The sequence below is a fragment of the Chitinophaga sp. 01L420 genome, from assembly GCF_056399985.1.
Genome location: NZ_JBFTSK010000013.1, coordinates 56,323 through 71,683, shown reverse-complemented (window position 1 = coordinate 71,683; position 15,361 = coordinate 56,323). Strand labels below are relative to the sequence as shown.

The following is a 15,361-nucleotide window of genomic DNA, read 5'->3' as shown; positions in this document are numbered from 1 at the left end:
GTATAAAGCCATTAGCAGTAAGCTTTTAGCAGCCAGCAAATCTATATTAATTTCCTGACATTTAATCGCCAAAGCTAATGGCTTCTTAATATTATTTAGTTGCTTATTTCAGGATTTCAGTAACCTGACCAGCACCTACTGTACGACCACCTTCACGGATAGCGAACTTCAGACCTTTGTCCATAGCGATAGGCTGGATCAGTTTAACTGTCAGACTAACGTTATCACCAGGCATAACCATTTCAACACCAGCTGGTAATTCAACTTCACCTGTTACATCAGTAGTACGGAAGTAGAACTGAGGACGGTATTTGTTGAAGAACGGAGTGTGACGGCCACCTTCTTCTTTGCTCAGTACGTATACTTCGCATTTGAATTCGGAGTGAGGTTTGATAGTACCTGGCTGGCAGATAACCATACCACGACGGATCTGGGTTTTCTCAATACCGCGGAGTAACAGACCAGCGTTATCACCTGCTTCACCTTCGTCGAGGAGTTTTTTGAACATCTCAACACCAGTACAAGTAGATTTCAGTGGTTCTTCCTGCAGACCTACGATTTCAACGTTCTCACCAACTTTGATGCGACCGCGTTCGATACGACCTGTAGCAACTGTACCACGACCTGTGATAGAGAATACATCTTCTACTGACATCAGGAACGGTTGATCAACCGGACGTGGAGGCAGTGGGATGTAAGTATCAACAGCTTCCATCAGTTGGTCGATAGCACCTACCCATTTTTCGTCACCAGCAAGAGCGCCGGTTGCAGAACCCTGGATAACTGGAGCGTTATCACCATCAAAACCGTTAGAAGACAGCAGATCACGGATTTCGATTTCTACCAGTTCCAGCAGTTCTGGATCGTCTACCAGATCAACTTTATTCATGAATACCACGATACGAGGTACACCTACCTGGCGAGCCAGCAGGATGTGCTCTCTTGTTTGCGGCATAGGACCATCTGTAGCTGCCACCACGAGGATAGCACCGTCCATCTGAGCAGCACCGGTGATCATGTTCTTCACATAATCCGCGTGACCAGGACAGTCAACGTGAGCGTAGTGACGAGCAACTGTCTGATACTCAACGTGAGCTGTATTGATAGTAATACCTCTTTCTTTTTCTTCAGGAGCAGCATCGATCTCATCATATCCTCTCTTCTCTGCCAGACCTTTATTTGCCAAAATTGTGGTAATGGCAGCAGTCAAAGTAGTTTTACCATGATCCACGTGGCCGATGGTACCAATGTTTACGTGGGGTTTATCCCGCTTGAAGGTTTCTTTTGCCATTGTATTTTCTTTTTAGATGGTTTGTAAAGATTGTATTGATTGTTGTTTTAAAAAAACGGTTTTACAAACTTGTACCGTTGATGAGAATTGAACTCATGGCCTCCCCTAAATAAAAATGGGTCGCTCTTCCATTGAGCTACAACGCTAAGTTTTAATTTCGGAGTGCAGAATTTACAAATTCGAATTCCGAAATTCGAATTTTATGGAGTTTGTTGAGGCGATTAAAAAAGTCACTACAACTATTCTTCTAAAATTCAATGGAGCTGTTGATGAGAATTGAACTCACGACCTCTTCCTTACCAAGGAAGTGCTCTACCCCTGAGCTACAACAGCTTAAAAAATTGCTTTAATGCGAGCGGGAGACGAGGTTCGAACCCGCGACCTACAGCTTGGAAGGCTGTCGCTCTACCAACTGAGCTACTCCCGCATTTTTAATTCACTAAGTTTCCGGCAAACAACACTGCAACTTTCCACTTATAGAATTATTAGAATAAAAATAAGAACTTTAAAAGGCTGTTGTACCACAGGTTTAGGGTATGCTGTCTACTACTTCTGAATTACTCACCTTCTACTCAACAACTATGTTCCGCCTCTGCGAAGGGCAAAAGCGGAACACGCTGTATTTGTGGGCAGGATAGGATTCGAACCTATGAAGACGTAGTCAGCGGATTTACAGTCCGCCCCATTTGGCCGCTCTGGAACCTGCCCTAACATCTTTGGATTTTGTCATCCGGTTATCTCAATAACCAAATAAAAATCGATGAGCCAGCAGAGGGATTCGAACCCCCGACCCACTGATTACAAATCAGTAGCTCTGGCCAACTGAGCTATGCTGGCATCTTTCAAAAAACATTCTTTCAATAAAGTAACTCGTTGAAAGAGAGCGCAAAATTAAACGAATTTTTCAATTCTCAAAATCTTTTTTTCAGTTTGTTATAAATATTTAAAAATTTATCTGCTTCCCTGAAAACGCCCTACCATAAAGAACTTTGCTACCTTTACCGACCCTCTTTTTGAATCGGGATGGCAAAGGTAGCAAAGAGATTAATATTTCCAAAATTATTTCAGAAAATTATTGAAATTTCTTTTCCTTCTTTCTTTTCACCTGCTCTACAAGGGATTCGAAGGCAAGGTCAAAAGACTCTTCGAAGGACTTAGACTCGTGCTTGACAAACAAGTCCTGACGGGGTATTCGAACTCGGATCTCGGCTATTTTGTCTTTAATTTGATGGGCTAAATTATCCACTTTTAAAAATACATCCACACTAATGATACGGTCATAAAAGGTGTTTAACTTCTGAAGTTTCTTGTTCACATGATCGATCAATTTGGAATCAGCATCAAAATGCACAGTTTGAATTTGTACGTTCATAGCACTAATTTTTTAAATATTTAACAATCTAAGTTCTAGTTAGTAAAGGAAGGTCATAGGCACTCTCTTTTAGTATAATGAACTGGATTACTAATATAGTCACTTTTGCAATGCAATGCGGAATAGCCGCGTAATATTTTGTTAAAAGCCAAAAATAACTGCTACGCTTTCGGGTGTGCCTGCTGATATACTTTCTTCAACTGCTCAATCGTATTGTGCGTGTAAACCTGTGTGGCAGCGAGACTGGAGTGACCCAGCAATTCTTTGATGGCATTCAGATCTGCACCATTGTTTGCGAGATGAGTAGCGAACGTATGACGAAGTATATGCGGGCTTTTCTTTTTTAAAGTAGTGATTTGATGTTCTGTGAGATATTTCCGTACTGTCAGATACACATATTTGGGATATAACCGCTGGCCGCTGTGTGGATGCACCAGCAATACCCCTGCTTCAAATTCTTCCAGATAACTCCGCTTCTGATCCATATAATCGCCTATTTGCATCAGCAACCCCTGGCTAATAGGAATGATTCGTTCCTTTCCTCCTTTCCCCATTACCTTAATGGAAAGATTCCCTTTGTCTACCCTGAACTCCTGTAAAGAAATCAGCTCCGACAAACGGATACCTGTCTGATAAAAGATTTCAAAAATGAGCCGATGGGTAGTGCCTTCAAAATCATTGGCAAAAATGGGAACGGAAGTAAGGGAAACAGGGCTGATATTATCTTCCAGGGCACGCATCCCCTTCTCCTCAATATAACCCGGCAAACGGCGACTTATTTTGGGCGCAATGACTTTGGCCATGGGCGACTGTTTGACCAGACCCTGACGCAGACAATATTTGAAAAAGGATTTGAGTGTGGAGATTTTGCGGTTTACGCTTTTGGCCGTCATGGCATCTTCCATGAGACGGGCCAGCCAGCTACGGATCATTACATGAGTAAGGTCCTCTACAGCGGTACTGTTGTAGCTGAGGGTAATATAATCGATAAACTGTAAAAGATCATTGCGATAGGCAGTGCAGGTATGCGCTGAGTACCGTTTTTCGAGCTGGATATAGGCTATAAAGCGCTCTGCTAAGGAATATAATGGTTCGTTCAACACAAAAAGATTGATGATTGTAAAGTTATTAAATAACCTTACAATCATCAAATATTTTGAGTTGCATTCAGCTTATTGCCAATGCAATATTAATCTTCAAATTTACCGGTAGCCAACTGTTGCTTGTAAACGGCTTTTAACACCTGGTTACGACGTTTAACAGATGGTTTAGTAAAAGACTGGCGCGTTCTCAGCTGCAGTAATATGCGAGCTTTCTCAAACTTCTTTTTATATTTTTTAAGCGCCTTGTCTATGTTTTCGCAATCTTTAGAATCAATGATCAACATAATTTTTGCCTCTTATTTTTAGGAACGCAAAGATAAAACAAGATTTGTGAAAAAACAAAAGACTATCAGAATTATTCTGTCTCCCCTCCCTCCTGACCGTAAAATATCACCCATAACAGCAGGTCGGCCGTAAAATTCCGGAAGCGATGTGTAGCCCCGGCGGGCACAAACAGGAAATCGCCCACCCCAATGTGTATCACTTTACCCTCCATTTCAAATTCCCCGCTTCCCCGCATTACCAGGTAGATTTCATCCTGAACATGAGGTTCCTGTCCGTCTATCTCATCCGGGCCAAAGATAATTCCCCGCATGGAACCGTGTTCAAACAATACCGCGAAGTCATCTTCGCTTTTCTGCAATTGTGATAAGGACTCGGCAAAAGAAACATGAAATCTCATACGCTGGTTATTTAACATGTGCTGAGATAACCCGAAATTAAGAAAGAATTGGGAATTTAAGCCGAAGACAGGCGCTGGCATTGGAGACAGATGACAGTAGTATGGGCTGACCAATGGCCAAATCTGATAGCAGCAACGCAAACGGTGGAAGACTGACGGCAGCAGCCCCTGTTTCCTGACAGATCACGGCATGTCGGGAGCAACAATGATGCTGTGCTATATAAACAGGAATCTCAGGAGAGATCCACCCGGAGTCACCGCGCCTATCTTTCCTGAGATCCCCGAAACTTAGTTTCTTTTAGTCTTTCAGCTTCTTCTTTAACAAACTCACCTGATCCTGCAGATGGCTAACCATATCTGCCAGGTGGTTCACACTCATACGGCTTTGCTGCCCTGCTTTGCTGATGACGGCATCAGACTGCCATAATTCCAGCACCTCCTCCATTTCCACTCCATATGGCTCAAACTGTGGATTATCTGATACCAGGGTGATTTTTGATTTGGAGCGGTTATTCTTCAGGATACGTTTAAAAACAATGCCTTCACGGGAAGTAATCACCACATAGGTTTCATTGTTCTTAATTTCTTCCCATCCGTCTACCTTATGGCAAACGATAACAGAACCGGAGGTAACCGGCAACATAGAGTCTCCGGCTATTTCAAAGGCCCGGTAATCCCCGGCACCCAGCATAGGTAATGTAAACGTATTCAGTTCCTCTATAAATTCATCATCGTTATAACCAGCGAGATAACCGGCAGCTGCTTTTACCGGTACAAACTGTATTGCCTGACGGGCACTGCCCAACTTCAGCTGACGACGCTTTTCCAGGAAACTGTCTTTCTGGGAGCCAAGATCGCGGCGGAGCAGATCGTCGATAGATACCCGGAACATATCACTTACCTGTTCCAGGATTTCTGTACGAGGTTCAGCTCGCTCTTCCTCATATGCACCCAGCAGGGATCGCTTAATACCGAGTTTATCGGCAAACTCTTGCTGCGTCCAGGCTTTTTGCTTACGCAGATATTTCAAATTCTGACATACTACGGACATAACCTAAATAATTTAGTACCTTGCTAACAAAATTAGCAAATATTTTTATGAATTACCAAATATATTCGGGTCGCTTCGCTTATTTTTGCCCGGTAAAATCCAACTCGATATGTTAAATTATATACACTCGTTTTTAAGATGGGCGCTATTACTCGCTGGGATCTGGGCCGTTATCCGTTCATTAAAGGGCGTTACAGGCAAAACACCATTTATTGCAGCAGACAGTAAAGCAGGACTTTTCTTCATGATATTCTGTGACCTGCAGTTGTTGGTGGGACTGATTCTTTTCTTCGTAAGTCCTTTATCTAAAGCCGGCATATCAGACATGGGCGCTGCGATGAAAGATCCTGTACTACGATTTTTTACCGTAGAACATGAAACGATGGCCATCATTGCCATTGCTCTCGTACACATCGGTAAATCCAAAATAAAGAAAGCAGCCTCCGATGCACAAAAACATAAACTGGGCCTGATCTTCTTTGGTCTCGCACTCATAGTGATACTAGCACTTATCCCATGGCCTTTCCGTGCAGCACTCGGTAAAGGATGGTTTTAATAACTGCCCCGGCAGTCAGATAATAAAAGCTATTACGCAAAATGGCGTCCTTGTCGGGGACGCCATTTTCTTTTTATTGATTGACCACTGAATAACTAATTAACCTTTGTCCTTGTTGTACAATCTGAACGAATAGATATACGGCAATGCAGCCAGTACAATCGCCACAAAGAAAATGATAAATACACCGGTGATCAGCGACAGGAAGAATCCTGCTATGATGATTACCACACCTGCACTTACCCACAGGTTACTGGCCATCAGATGTGTTTCTGTCCATACAGTAGGACTTTGTAGTGTCCATGGTGTTCTTACACCTACATAATTGTTGGGCTTCAGATTGCGCAGATAAAAACCAATGCCGGTGATCAGCAATCCCACTCCTATAAATGCCCAGCGTTCCATGATGAACGATTTTCCCTGACTCACCAGGAAAATGATAATACAGGTGAAAACTGCCTGATAAGAATGAATCAAAAATCGAATGCGATAATATTCTTTGTGCTCTACTTCTATGGCAGACGGTGTAATCTGCTTTTCTCCTGCAGCCGGAATATAGCGAAACAGGAAATAGATGAGGGCATTTGTAAAAAACAGGAAGATCATCAGCAACAGGAAATCTCTCTTTGATCCTATTTCCTGGACGCCTGACGCGTTTAAATTAGTAGAGACAACTGCAGGTATCGAATTCCAGACAATAGCCAGGTAGCCCATGGGGACCAGCAGTAACGCGAGGATAAGCAATTCTTTGGTAAAATCCGGCTGTTTCATTGGAGATAAGTTTAAATGTAAAACCACTCACATACTCCCTTTTTCCTTCATTTCCATTCTCTTATCTATTACATATTGGATGCCAGTTATGTTTATTAAAGTTACGAAAATTGATTCTTAGAGAAATCTCAATAATATTTTACTAAATTTATTAGTATTACTAAAATATTTAGTAATTTAGCAGTCGCAGATAAAAGTGATTCCGGCTGGCAGGCCTGCTGCTTTACTATCCTCTCCCTTTGCCCGGTCCGCCATCCGTATCGCTTTTATACGGTCTAGCTGTTCCGTCCTTTGTTTATCCATAAACCAACGTTATTATGATTACGTTACAACAGCGTACCATTGCGCATTTCGACCTTGACTGCTTTTTTGTGTCAGTGGAATGCCAACGGGATAGCCGGTTAAGCGGACAACCGCTGCTGGTAGGCGGCAGCAGTGATCGTGCCGTGGTAGCTGCCTGCAGCTATGAGGCCAGACGCTATGGCATTCATTCTGCTATGCCCATGAAAACAGCATTGCGGCTTTGTCCGCATGCCATTGTACGTAGTGGGGATATGGAATTGTACAGCGCAAAATCCAGGGAGATCACGGAGATCATTGCCGGCAAAGCACCGTTATATGAGAAATCATCTATCGATGAATTTTACCTGGACCTTTCCGGCATGGATAAATTCTTCGGCTCCCTGAAATGGACTACAGAGCTGCGGAAAGCCATCATGAAAGAATCAGGGCTACCTATTTCATTCGGACTGGCTTCCAACAAGTTGATCTCCAAAGTAGCCACAGATGAGGCTAAGCCAAACGGTCAACTGGAAATACTGTTTGGCGAAGAGAAAAGTTTTCTGGCACCGCTGGCGGTGGAAAAGATTCCGATGGTAGGCCGCGAAACCGGTGCCCAGCTAAGGCGCCGTGGCGTAGAAACCGTGAAAACACTGAGTGAAGTGCCCATCTCCCTGCTGGAAGCATGGATGGGGAAAACCGGAATAGCGCTTTGGAAAAAAGCCAATGGTATCGATGAATCGCCGGTAGTGCCTTTTTATGAACAAAAATCTATTTCTACAGAAAGTACTTTTCCTGCAGACACCATTGACATGGAATTTCTACATGCTGAATTAGTACGCATGACGGAAAAAATAGCATTTGAATTAAGACAGCAAAATAAGCTTACCGGCTGCATCACCCTGAAACTACGCTATTCCGATTTTGAAACCGTTACCAAACAAATGTCAATTCCTTACTGCTGTGCCGATCATGTGCTGCTGGAAAAAGTAAAGGAACTGTTTAAAAAACTATATGACCGTCGTTTGCTGGTACGCCTTATTGGCGTACGTTTCAGCCACCTGGTGCAGGGAAACTACCAGATCAGTTTATTTGACGATAAACAAGAAATGATCGCGCTTTATCAGGCTATTGATCAAATCAAAAATCGTTTTGGATGGGAGTATCTGATGAAAGGTACCAATGTGATACCACCTGATCGAAAAAAACAGCCGGCACCCAAAAAAGATATCATGCCGTATTTCAAAGTTTAATATCGCTGGCTGATAACAGTCGTTCGGGAGTGTAGATGATATCGCATGGTGAAGTTCAATATCTCCCGATAAAAAATCCGGATTCAATTATGTATCTCAATTGCAAAACATTTTTCAGCCTACGCTATGGCACTATGCATGCAGAAATGCTGGTAGAAAAAGCATATGAACTGGGCATTCGCACCCTGGCGCTAACGAATATCAACATGACTTCCGATGCCTGGGAGTTCGTGGAACTTTGCAATAAATATTTGATTAAACCTATACTGGGGCTGGAATGCAGAAACGAAAACGATTTTAAATATATCCTGCTGGCACGTAACCAGCAAGGCTGGTACGCCATCAACCATTTTCTGTCCGAACATTTGCAACAGGAAATTCCTTTTCCTCACCAGGCACCTTTTATCCCTCATACCTTTGTTATTTACGCCTGGGGAAGCCGCGCTCCGGAAACGCTGGCAGCACACGAATTGATCGGCATAAAGCCTTGGGAGCGTAATAAATTATTCAGAACAAATACCTTATCTATCCGGGATAAACTGGTTATTCTGCAACCAGTAACCTTCCAGGATGAAGAATATTTTGAACTACATCGCCTGCTGCGGGCAGTAGATCAGAATATTCTTATTTCACAACTAACACCCGATATGACGGGCCATCCGGCAGAACAGTTCATACATCCTTCAAAAATGGTGGACCATTTTTCAGACTATCCACATATTGTACAAAATACAGTGGAAATAATGGAAGCCTGCCGGGTGGAAATGGACATAACCCCTCACATTCCCCGCAACAAAAAACATTTTACAGGAAGCGTGGAAGGAGACCGCGCCAAATTGCGGGAACTGGCCATGGAAGGCATGTATTACCGGTATGGCGATGATCATGAAGAAGCGCTTAGCCGTATTGAAAAAGAGCTGGCCATTGTTGCTCAAATGGATTTCGAATCGTATTTCCTGATCACCTGGGATATCATCCGGTATGCACAGGAACAAGGATTTTTCTACGTTGGCCGGGGCAGCGGCGCTAATTCCATTATTGCCTATTGTTCAAAAATTACGGATGTAGATCCCATAGAACTGGACCTGTATTTTGAACGCTTTCTTAATCCTTCCCGTAGTTCTCCACCGGATTTTGATATTGATTTTTCGTGGCGCGATCGTGATCATATCATCCGGTATGTTTTTGATACCTATGGAAAAGATTATACGGCGTTACTTGGCACCGTCACCACTTTCCAAACAAATGCCATTATACGGGAACTGGGCAAAGTATATGGACTACCGAAAAAAGAAATTGATAAAATACTGGAGAATGGATTTCATGTTCAACTGGAGGCAGATGACATCCATCAAAAAATAGCGCATTACTGCGACCTGATGGATAGAAAACCTGCATTTCCCAACCATCTCAGCATTCATGCGGGAGGAATATTGATCAGTGATGAACCTATTCATCATTACTGCACTACCTATCTGCCACCGAAAGGTTTTGTAACGGCCCAACTGGATATGTGGCAGGCAGAACGCATAGGACTGTATAAGTTTGATATCCTCAGCCAGCGCGGACTTGGGCATATACGCGATGCCATCGACATCATAAAGGAAAACAAACATGTGGATATCGACATCCATAATGTCAAAGCATTCCAGATAGATACCCGTGTAAAAAATAACCTGGCCACCGTAAATACAATTGGCTGTTTTTATATAGAATCTCCTGCCATGCGACAACTGCTGCTGAAGCTGCGATGCGATAATTATCTGGCACTGGTAGCAGCGAGTTCTATTATCCGCCCCGGTGTAGCACAATCAGGCATGATGAAAGAATATGTGCAACGATATCGCAATCCCGATAAAGTGGAATACCTGCACCCGGTGATTGAAGAACTGTTGAAAGAAACTTTTGGTATTATGGTGTACCAGGAAGATGTAATTAAAGTAGCCCATCGATTTGCCGGTTTGGAACTGGCAGATGCGGATACACTGCGCCGTGCCATGGGAGGAAAGTATAGAGACTCTAATAATTTTAAACAAATAGAAGATAGATTTTTTGAAAACTGTGCCGCACGTGGCCATTCCCCACAAGTGGCGCAGGAAGTATGGCGGCAAATAGCCAGTTTCGCCAACTTCTCTTTTTCCAAAGCCCATTCCGCCAGTTTTGCAGTAGAAAGTTATCAGAGTTTGTACCTGAAAACTTATTTCCCGGCAGAGTTCATGGTGGCGGTCATCAATAACTTTGGCGGCTTTTATAACCGGGAACTTTATTTCCGGGAGCTGCAGAAAACAGGGGTAACCATGCATCCACCCTGCATTAATAACAGTGACTATTCCACAAATATCAAAGGCCAGGATGTATATGTGGGGCTGATTCACGTAGAAGGACTCGAACAATTACTGGCAGAAAGAATATTGGCCGACCGGTTAACCTATGGATCATTTGCACATCTGGAAGACTTTACCAACCGCATTTCACCAGGGCCGGAGCAACTGGAAATACTGATCCGCATTGGCTGTTTCAACTTTACAGGCTACACAAAAAAAGAATTACTGTGGAAAAGTAGCATGCTCGTAAAAAGTAAAGAAACCAATAATACCCATAGTCTCCCGCTGTTTGGAAATACGACTGTTAACTGTGAACTCCCTACCCTGGCGTATCATGCGCATGAAGATGCCTTTGATGAGATTGATCTGCTGGGCTTTCCGCTACAATCGCCTTTCAGTGTATTGCAACACAATCAAAGTACGTATATGCCTGCCCGTGAGTTCGGAAAATATGTGGGTTTGCCGGTTACAACTCTGGGCTACCTGGTGACCACTAAATTTTTACGCAGCAATAAAGGAGAGCCCATGTGTTTTGGTACTTTTCTGGATAAAGAAGGCGCTTTTGTGGATACAGTTCATTTCCCTGATAGTCTGCGGCAATATCCCTTTCAAAAAGGTGGTTTTTATGTTTTACAGGGCAAGGTGGCGAAAGAACATGATGTAATAACATTGGAAATCAATAAGATGAGGAAGATTGGGTATTTTGAAGATAAAAAAGCATAAAACCGACAAAATGTTGTATTTTTGCGACAAATGTCGGGTATTATGAAACACGTAAAAGGATACCGCGTGCAGGAAAATGCATTACTGATTGTAGAAGCACCTGGGGCGGCTTTCATTGCCGGTAGCGGCTATTTTGATTTTATACAACTTTCCCGTAGTGGAATTATTAAACTAGCATTATTGAATTTAAGCAGACAGCTTTCTTTTTCTTTATCAGAACTGGCGCAGGTAGTACATGTTTCAGAAAGAACACTACAGCGCTATGCAGACGATGCAAAATTGTCTGCCGATACCTCTGAGCGTGCTATTTTGCTCTCTCAGCTCTATCAACGCGGGACCGAAGTGTTCGGTCAGCTTGAAAATTTCAAGGAATGGATGAGAACATCTTTACCTGCCTTCAACTATCAAACCCCTATTTCGCTTTTAGATACCACTTTTGGGTTTCAGCTGATACAAGATGAGCTGGGGCGCATTGAGCATGGCATCTTTGCATAAATCAACGAATCAATCAACATGGAAGTATACAGGATCAGTAAGTGCGCTTACATCAATGATCTGAGTGGAACAGGTGCGCGTCTGTACGGAGGACGCTGGAACAGTCCAGGGCATTCCATTGTGTACACCGCTGGCAGCAGAGCATTATCCGCATTGGAAGTGCTCGTGCATATTCCTTTGAAAAATATAGTACAGGATTTCTGTATTGCTACTATCAACATCCCGGATAACCTCACCATTAAGGTGTTGACCAAACATGACCTGCCTTCAGGCTGGCAGTCACTTGGCCCGGATCCAGAGCTGCAGGGCATTGGTGATGAATGGGCAGATACCGCTAAATATGCGGTACTGAGGATTCCCTCTGTTGTAATAGCAGATGAATATAATTACCTGATTAATCCCCTTCATCCGGACGCGGAGAGTATTACAATCGTCAATACACAGCCATTTGTCTTTGACCAACGGCTGAAAAAATAATTTTCAAACGTATAAAAGAAATGCCACGGAAAATATCCGTGGCATTTCTTTTATACGTTCATATCCGTTGTCTATTCCAGACCAAATAGCCCTTTATTCAGCACCTGCAATGTTTTCTCTTTAAACTGACCATTGATCAGGATAGAAATATTGTGCCTGCTGCCACCATAAGAGATCATGCGCAAAGGAATTTCTTCAATGGCATCAAATAATTTGGTGATAATAGAAGGAGTAGCCGCTACTTCGTTACCAACAATAGATACGATGGTTTGATGATAATCCAGTTCTACAGTACCGAATGGTTGCAGTTCTTTCAGGATCTGATCCAGGTATTGCTCGTTATCGATCGTGACAGACACCGCTACTTCGGAAGTAGTGATCATATCAATTGGAGTGCGGTATTTTTCGAATATTTCAAAAATTTTGCGAAGGAAACCATATGCCAGCAGCATGCGGCTGGATTTGATTTTAATAGCAATGATGCCATCTTTCGCTGCAATTGCCTTTACCCCATTACCATTAGGCATTTCAGTGATGATAGTGCCTTTGGCTTCCGGTTGCATGGTATTGAGCAATTTCACCGGGATATTGAAATGTTGTGCAGGCCAGATAGAAGCCGGATGGAGGATTTTGGCACCGAAGTAAGCCAGTTCCGCCGCCTCATCAAAAGAGAGCTGCTCAATGGGGAAAGTTTTTTTCACCACACGCGGATCATTGTTGTGCATACCATCAATGTCTGTCCATATCTGCACTTCATCTGCCTGGATAGCAGCACCAATCAGGGATGCAGAATAGTCACTGCCACCACGTTTCAGGTTATCCACCTCTCCACGTGCATTGCGACAAATATATCCCTGGGTAATAAATACCGTTTGACCTTTATGCTGGCTGATCAGGTTAGCCAGTTTAATTTTTATTTTTGGAATTTCCGGTTCTTCAAATTCATCAATACTCATGAAATCCAGTGCAGGCAACAGTACTGCAGGGATACCGGCTTCTTCGAGATATACACAGAACAGGCGGGTAGATAATAATTCACCTTGTGCAAGAATATCTTTATTCAGCGCTTCATTAAAGGATATCTTCAGGATGATGTTCAGAAATTCGAAGTGTTCATCAACAATCGCCTTGGCATTTGCGCGGCCGGCTTCCTGCTTCACCAGTTCATCGCAAAAGGTACGGTAGTGGTTCTCCAGCTTATCTATCTGCTGCTTCGCCTGTTCCTTCTTACCTCCTGACAGTGACTGACTAATTTCCACAAGGGAATTTGTGGTGCCTGACAGTGCCGACAGGACCACAATTTTCTGATCATTATCTGCTGTGATCAGTTGCGATACCGACTGCATACGCTCTGGTTTTCCCACGGAGGTTCCACCAAATTTTAACACTTTCATCTGAATGTTTTGTTTTGCTTTAGCTACCTGAAATCCAGCATGGGCTTTATTTCTGGTGTTTTTTTATGAACGATTATGATTTAAAAATTCAAATTAAACTTTGCAGCTACTTCCTTCATATCCTTTACCACAGGGGCTATTACGGGAATTCCCTTTTCCAGTCTTTCGTGCTGCATTTCTCTTTCCGGATCTCCGGGTATCAACACTTTTTTCCCTGCTACCGGTTCAGCAGCTCTGAAGCGATTGATCCAGGTATCCATATTCAACTTAAATTCTTCTGCCGGCCTGAAAGCATCTACACGCATAGCCCCGAAGAAATGTCCCAGTCCCTCTCCTACGGGATCAGGCGCCAATGGCAAAAAACTCACAAATGGAGGCGCCCATGGACCATAATTAGCTCCTGAAAGAACCGCCGAAAATATATCAACTATTGCTCCCAAACAATACCCCTTATGACTTCCATGTTCGCGATCACCACCCAGTGGCAACAAAGCCCCACCATCCTTAAGTTCGTGAGGATTTTTGCTGGGGTTACCTTCTTTATCCTGTATCCAGCCGTAAGGTGCTTCTTCATTTTTGCGTTGCAGGATCTCCAGTTTACCATTGGCTGCAGTGGTAGTAGCAAAATCAGCCACGAAAGCTGGTTGCTCCTTAGCCGGAATGGCTACAGCGATAGGGTTGGTACCCAACATTCGCTCTGTAGAGAAAGTAGGTGCTACCAGCGGACTGGCATTGGTCATGGCCATGCCTATCATATCCCTTTCCAGAGCCATCATAGCATGATAGCCGGCAATACCAAAATGATTCGAATTTTTCACGCTTACCCAACCGGTACCTACTGCTGCTGCTTTCTGCATGGCTATTTCCATGGCAAAAGGCGCTACCACCAGTCCTAAACCAGCATCCCCATCAATAACGGCGGTGCTGGGTGTTTCATGCACAATGCGAATATCAGGACGTGCATTGATCCGCTTTGCCTCCCATAAACGAACATAGCCCGATAAACGGGCTATTCCATGAGAATCTATACCACGCAAATCTGCCGATACCAATACTTCACTGGCTAATGCAGCATGTTCGAGGCTACATCCCATGTGAATAAATACCTCGCGGGTAAATTCCCTCAAATGATGATAAGAAAAAATATGTTCCATCTGCTACGAATTAAGCCTGAGCGGTGGGTCCACCAAAATTCAAAGGTACAGATACCTGCTCCTGATCCTGGATGGGGCCGTGTACAGATTCGTATTTTTTGATATTATCCAGCATCGCTTTCATAAAACGCTTGGCATGCTGCGGGGTAAGTATTATACGGGATTTGACCTTAGCCTTGGGCAGACCGGGCATCACATTCACAAAGTCTACCACGAATTCGGCGTTTGAATGAGTAATGATAGCAAGATTCGCATATTGACCCTCGGCGATTTCTTCATTCAACTCTATATTAAGCTGATTCTGTTCTTCCTGATTTTCCATGTTGTACGTTTTTGCCGTACAAAAATAGAAAAAGAGGACTCAAATGAGTCCTCTTTTTTTAGAAACAGCAAATTAGCGTCTGTTACTAGTCATCTTTATCGAATTTGTCCGCTA

The 15,361-nt window shown here is 43.3% G+C and carries 16 protein-coding genes and 5 tRNA genes; 5 read left to right on the top strand and 16 right to left on the bottom strand.

The features are described 5' to 3' along the window. Window positions 1-103 precede the first annotated feature (103 nt). The 11 genes from tuf to AC1DP6_RS14420 form a co-directional block, all read right to left on the bottom strand. A complete protein-coding gene (gene tuf / locus AC1DP6_RS14470) occupies window positions 104-1,291 on the bottom strand; it encodes an elongation factor Tu (protein ID WP_477055448.1) in 1,188 nt (395 codons plus the stop codon). A gap of 72 nt (window positions 1,292-1,363) precedes the next feature. Further along, window positions 1,364-1,437 (bottom strand) — tRNA-Lys (locus AC1DP6_RS14465). Window positions 1,438-1,549: 112 nt separating this feature from the next. Further along, a tRNA-Thr gene (locus tag AC1DP6_RS14460) sits at window positions 1,550-1,624 on the bottom strand. Window positions 1,625-1,645: 21 nt separating this feature from the next. Continuing rightward, window positions 1,646-1,718 (bottom strand) — tRNA-Gly (locus tag AC1DP6_RS14455). A 199-nt stretch (window positions 1,719-1,917) separates the two neighbouring features. Further along, a tRNA-Tyr gene (locus tag AC1DP6_RS14450) sits at window positions 1,918-1,999 on the bottom strand. 55 nt (window positions 2,000-2,054) lie between these two features. Then, a tRNA-Thr gene (locus AC1DP6_RS14445) sits at window positions 2,055-2,128 on the bottom strand. A 235-nt stretch (window positions 2,129-2,363) separates the two neighbouring features. Continuing rightward, on the bottom strand, window positions 2,364-2,663 hold the full coding sequence (locus tag AC1DP6_RS14440; RefSeq protein ID WP_133808740.1) for an HPF/RaiA family ribosome-associated protein: 300 nt from the start codon (window positions 2,661-2,663) through the stop codon (window positions 2,364-2,366). Window positions 2,664-2,824: 161 nt separating this feature from the next. Next, entirely contained in the window at window positions 2,825-3,766 is a 942-nt protein-coding gene (locus tag AC1DP6_RS14435; RefSeq protein ID WP_477055676.1) for a tyrosine-type recombinase/integrase, read from the bottom strand. 86 nt (window positions 3,767-3,852) lie between these two features. Further along, window positions 3,853-4,050, bottom strand: coding sequence for a 30S ribosomal protein S21 (gene rpsU, locus AC1DP6_RS14430; RefSeq protein ID WP_079470678.1), 198 nt, complete (start codon window positions 4,048-4,050; stop codon window positions 3,853-3,855). 71 nt (window positions 4,051-4,121) lie between these two features. Next, window positions 4,122-4,448 carry a cupin domain-containing protein gene (locus AC1DP6_RS14425; RefSeq protein WP_477055447.1) on the bottom strand — a complete coding sequence of 109 codons (327 nt, stop codon included), beginning with the start codon at window positions 4,446-4,448 and terminating at the stop codon, window positions 4,122-4,124. A 298-nt stretch (window positions 4,449-4,746) separates the two neighbouring features. Further along, entirely contained in the window at window positions 4,747-5,499 is a 753-nt protein-coding gene (locus AC1DP6_RS14420; protein ID WP_441572528.1) for an XRE family transcriptional regulator, read from the bottom strand. Between the two features lie 109 nt (window positions 5,500-5,608). On the opposite strand from AC1DP6_RS14420, the gene AC1DP6_RS14415 reads away from it, so the two are divergent. Next, entirely contained in the window at window positions 5,609-6,055 is a 447-nt protein-coding gene (locus AC1DP6_RS14415) for a hypothetical protein (protein ID WP_477055446.1), read from the top strand. A gap of 99 nt (window positions 6,056-6,154) precedes the next feature. Here AC1DP6_RS14415 and AC1DP6_RS14410 read toward each other — a convergent pair whose 3' ends face one another. Continuing rightward, complete coding sequence (locus AC1DP6_RS14410) at window positions 6,155-6,826, bottom strand: SdpI family protein (protein WP_477055445.1); 672 nt, start codon at window positions 6,824-6,826, stop codon at window positions 6,155-6,157. A gap of 177 nt (window positions 6,827-7,003) precedes the next feature. Further along, window positions 7,004-7,129 (bottom strand): hypothetical protein, encoded by a 126-nt coding sequence (locus AC1DP6_RS14405; protein WP_441572531.1) that lies wholly within the window; start codon window positions 7,127-7,129, stop codon window positions 7,004-7,006. Window positions 7,130-7,143: 14 nt separating this feature from the next. On the opposite strand from AC1DP6_RS14405, the gene dinB reads away from it, so the two are divergent. The 4 genes from dinB (at window position 7,144) to AC1DP6_RS14385 (ending at window position 12,377) form a co-directional block, all read left to right on the top strand. After that, entirely contained in the window at window positions 7,144-8,358 is a 1,215-nt protein-coding gene (dinB, locus tag AC1DP6_RS14400; protein WP_477021554.1) for a DNA polymerase IV, read from the top strand. A gap of 89 nt (window positions 8,359-8,447) precedes the next feature. Next, entirely contained in the window at window positions 8,448-11,405 is a 2,958-nt protein-coding gene (locus AC1DP6_RS14395) for a DNA polymerase III subunit alpha (protein ID WP_477055444.1), read from the top strand. 42 nt (window positions 11,406-11,447) lie between these two features. After that, a complete protein-coding gene (parS, locus tag AC1DP6_RS14390; RefSeq protein WP_477055443.1) occupies window positions 11,448-11,900 on the top strand; it encodes a type II RES/Xre toxin-antitoxin system antitoxin in 453 nt (150 codons plus the stop codon). Window positions 11,901-11,918: 18 nt separating this feature from the next. Further along, a complete protein-coding gene (locus AC1DP6_RS14385) occupies window positions 11,919-12,377 on the top strand; it encodes an RES family NAD+ phosphorylase (protein ID WP_477055442.1) in 459 nt (152 codons plus the stop codon). Window positions 12,378-12,448: 71 nt separating this feature from the next. On the opposite strand, the gene AC1DP6_RS14380 is transcribed toward AC1DP6_RS14385, so the two are convergent. From AC1DP6_RS14380 to AC1DP6_RS14370, 3 genes are all read right to left on the bottom strand, one after another. Next, a complete protein-coding gene (locus tag AC1DP6_RS14380) occupies window positions 12,449-13,771 on the bottom strand; it encodes an aspartate kinase (RefSeq protein WP_477021552.1) in 1,323 nt (440 codons plus the stop codon). An 80-nt stretch (window positions 13,772-13,851) separates the two neighbouring features. Beyond that, the gene (locus tag AC1DP6_RS14375) at window positions 13,852-14,925 is read right to left on the bottom strand and encodes an Ldh family oxidoreductase (protein ID WP_477055441.1); all 1,074 of its coding nucleotides are present in this window, start codon (window positions 14,923-14,925) and stop codon (window positions 13,852-13,854) included. A gap of 10 nt (window positions 14,926-14,935) precedes the next feature. Continuing rightward, window positions 14,936-15,247, bottom strand: coding sequence for a DUF3467 domain-containing protein (locus tag AC1DP6_RS14370; RefSeq protein ID WP_133808729.1), 312 nt, complete (start codon window positions 15,245-15,247; stop codon window positions 14,936-14,938). Between the last annotated feature and the right edge of the window lie 114 nt (window positions 15,248-15,361).

Bases quoted from the DNA above. Each gene is read 5' to 3' on its own strand.
- AC1DP6_RS14415 (WP_477055446.1), top strand. From the start codon at position 5,609: ATGTTAAATTATATACACTCGTTTTTAAGATGGGCGCTATTACTCGCT.
- AC1DP6_RS14410 (WP_477055445.1), bottom strand. From the start codon at position 6,826: ATGAAACAGCCGGATTTTACCAAAGAATTGCTTATCCTCGCGTTACTG.
- AC1DP6_RS14375 (WP_477055441.1), bottom strand. From the start codon at position 14,925: ATGGAACATATTTTTTCTTATCATCATTTGAGGGAATTTACCCGCGAG.
- AC1DP6_RS14405 (WP_441572531.1), bottom strand. From the start codon at position 7,129: ATGGATAAACAAAGGACGGAACAGCTAGACCGTATAAAAGCGATACGG.
- AC1DP6_RS14385 (WP_477055442.1), top strand. From the start codon at position 11,919: ATGGAAGTATACAGGATCAGTAAGTGCGCTTACATCAATGATCTGAGT.
- parS (WP_477055443.1), top strand. From the start codon at position 11,448: ATGAAACACGTAAAAGGATACCGCGTGCAGGAAAATGCATTACTGATT.
- dinB (WP_477021554.1), top strand. From the start codon at position 7,144: ATGATTACGTTACAACAGCGTACCATTGCGCATTTCGACCTTGACTGC.
- rpsU (WP_079470678.1), bottom strand. From the start codon at position 4,050: ATGTTGATCATTGATTCTAAAGATTGCGAAAACATAGACAAGGCGCTT.
- AC1DP6_RS14420 (WP_441572528.1), bottom strand. From the start codon at position 5,499: ATGTCCGTAGTATGTCAGAATTTGAAATATCTGCGTAAGCAAAAAGCC.
- AC1DP6_RS14395 (WP_477055444.1), top strand. From the start codon at position 8,448: ATGTATCTCAATTGCAAAACATTTTTCAGCCTACGCTATGGCACTATG.
- AC1DP6_RS14440 (WP_133808740.1), bottom strand. From the start codon at position 2,663: ATGAACGTACAAATTCAAACTGTGCATTTTGATGCTGATTCCAAATTG.
- AC1DP6_RS14380 (WP_477021552.1), bottom strand. From the start codon at position 13,771: ATGAAAGTGTTAAAATTTGGTGGAACCTCCGTGGGAAAACCAGAGCGT.
- tuf (WP_477055448.1), bottom strand. From the start codon at position 1,291: ATGGCAAAAGAAACCTTCAAGCGGGATAAACCCCACGTAAACATTGGT.
- AC1DP6_RS14425 (WP_477055447.1), bottom strand. From the start codon at position 4,448: ATGAGATTTCATGTTTCTTTTGCCGAGTCCTTATCACAATTGCAGAAA.
- AC1DP6_RS14370 (WP_133808729.1), bottom strand. From the start codon at position 15,247: ATGGAAAATCAGGAAGAACAGAATCAGCTTAATATAGAGTTGAATGAA.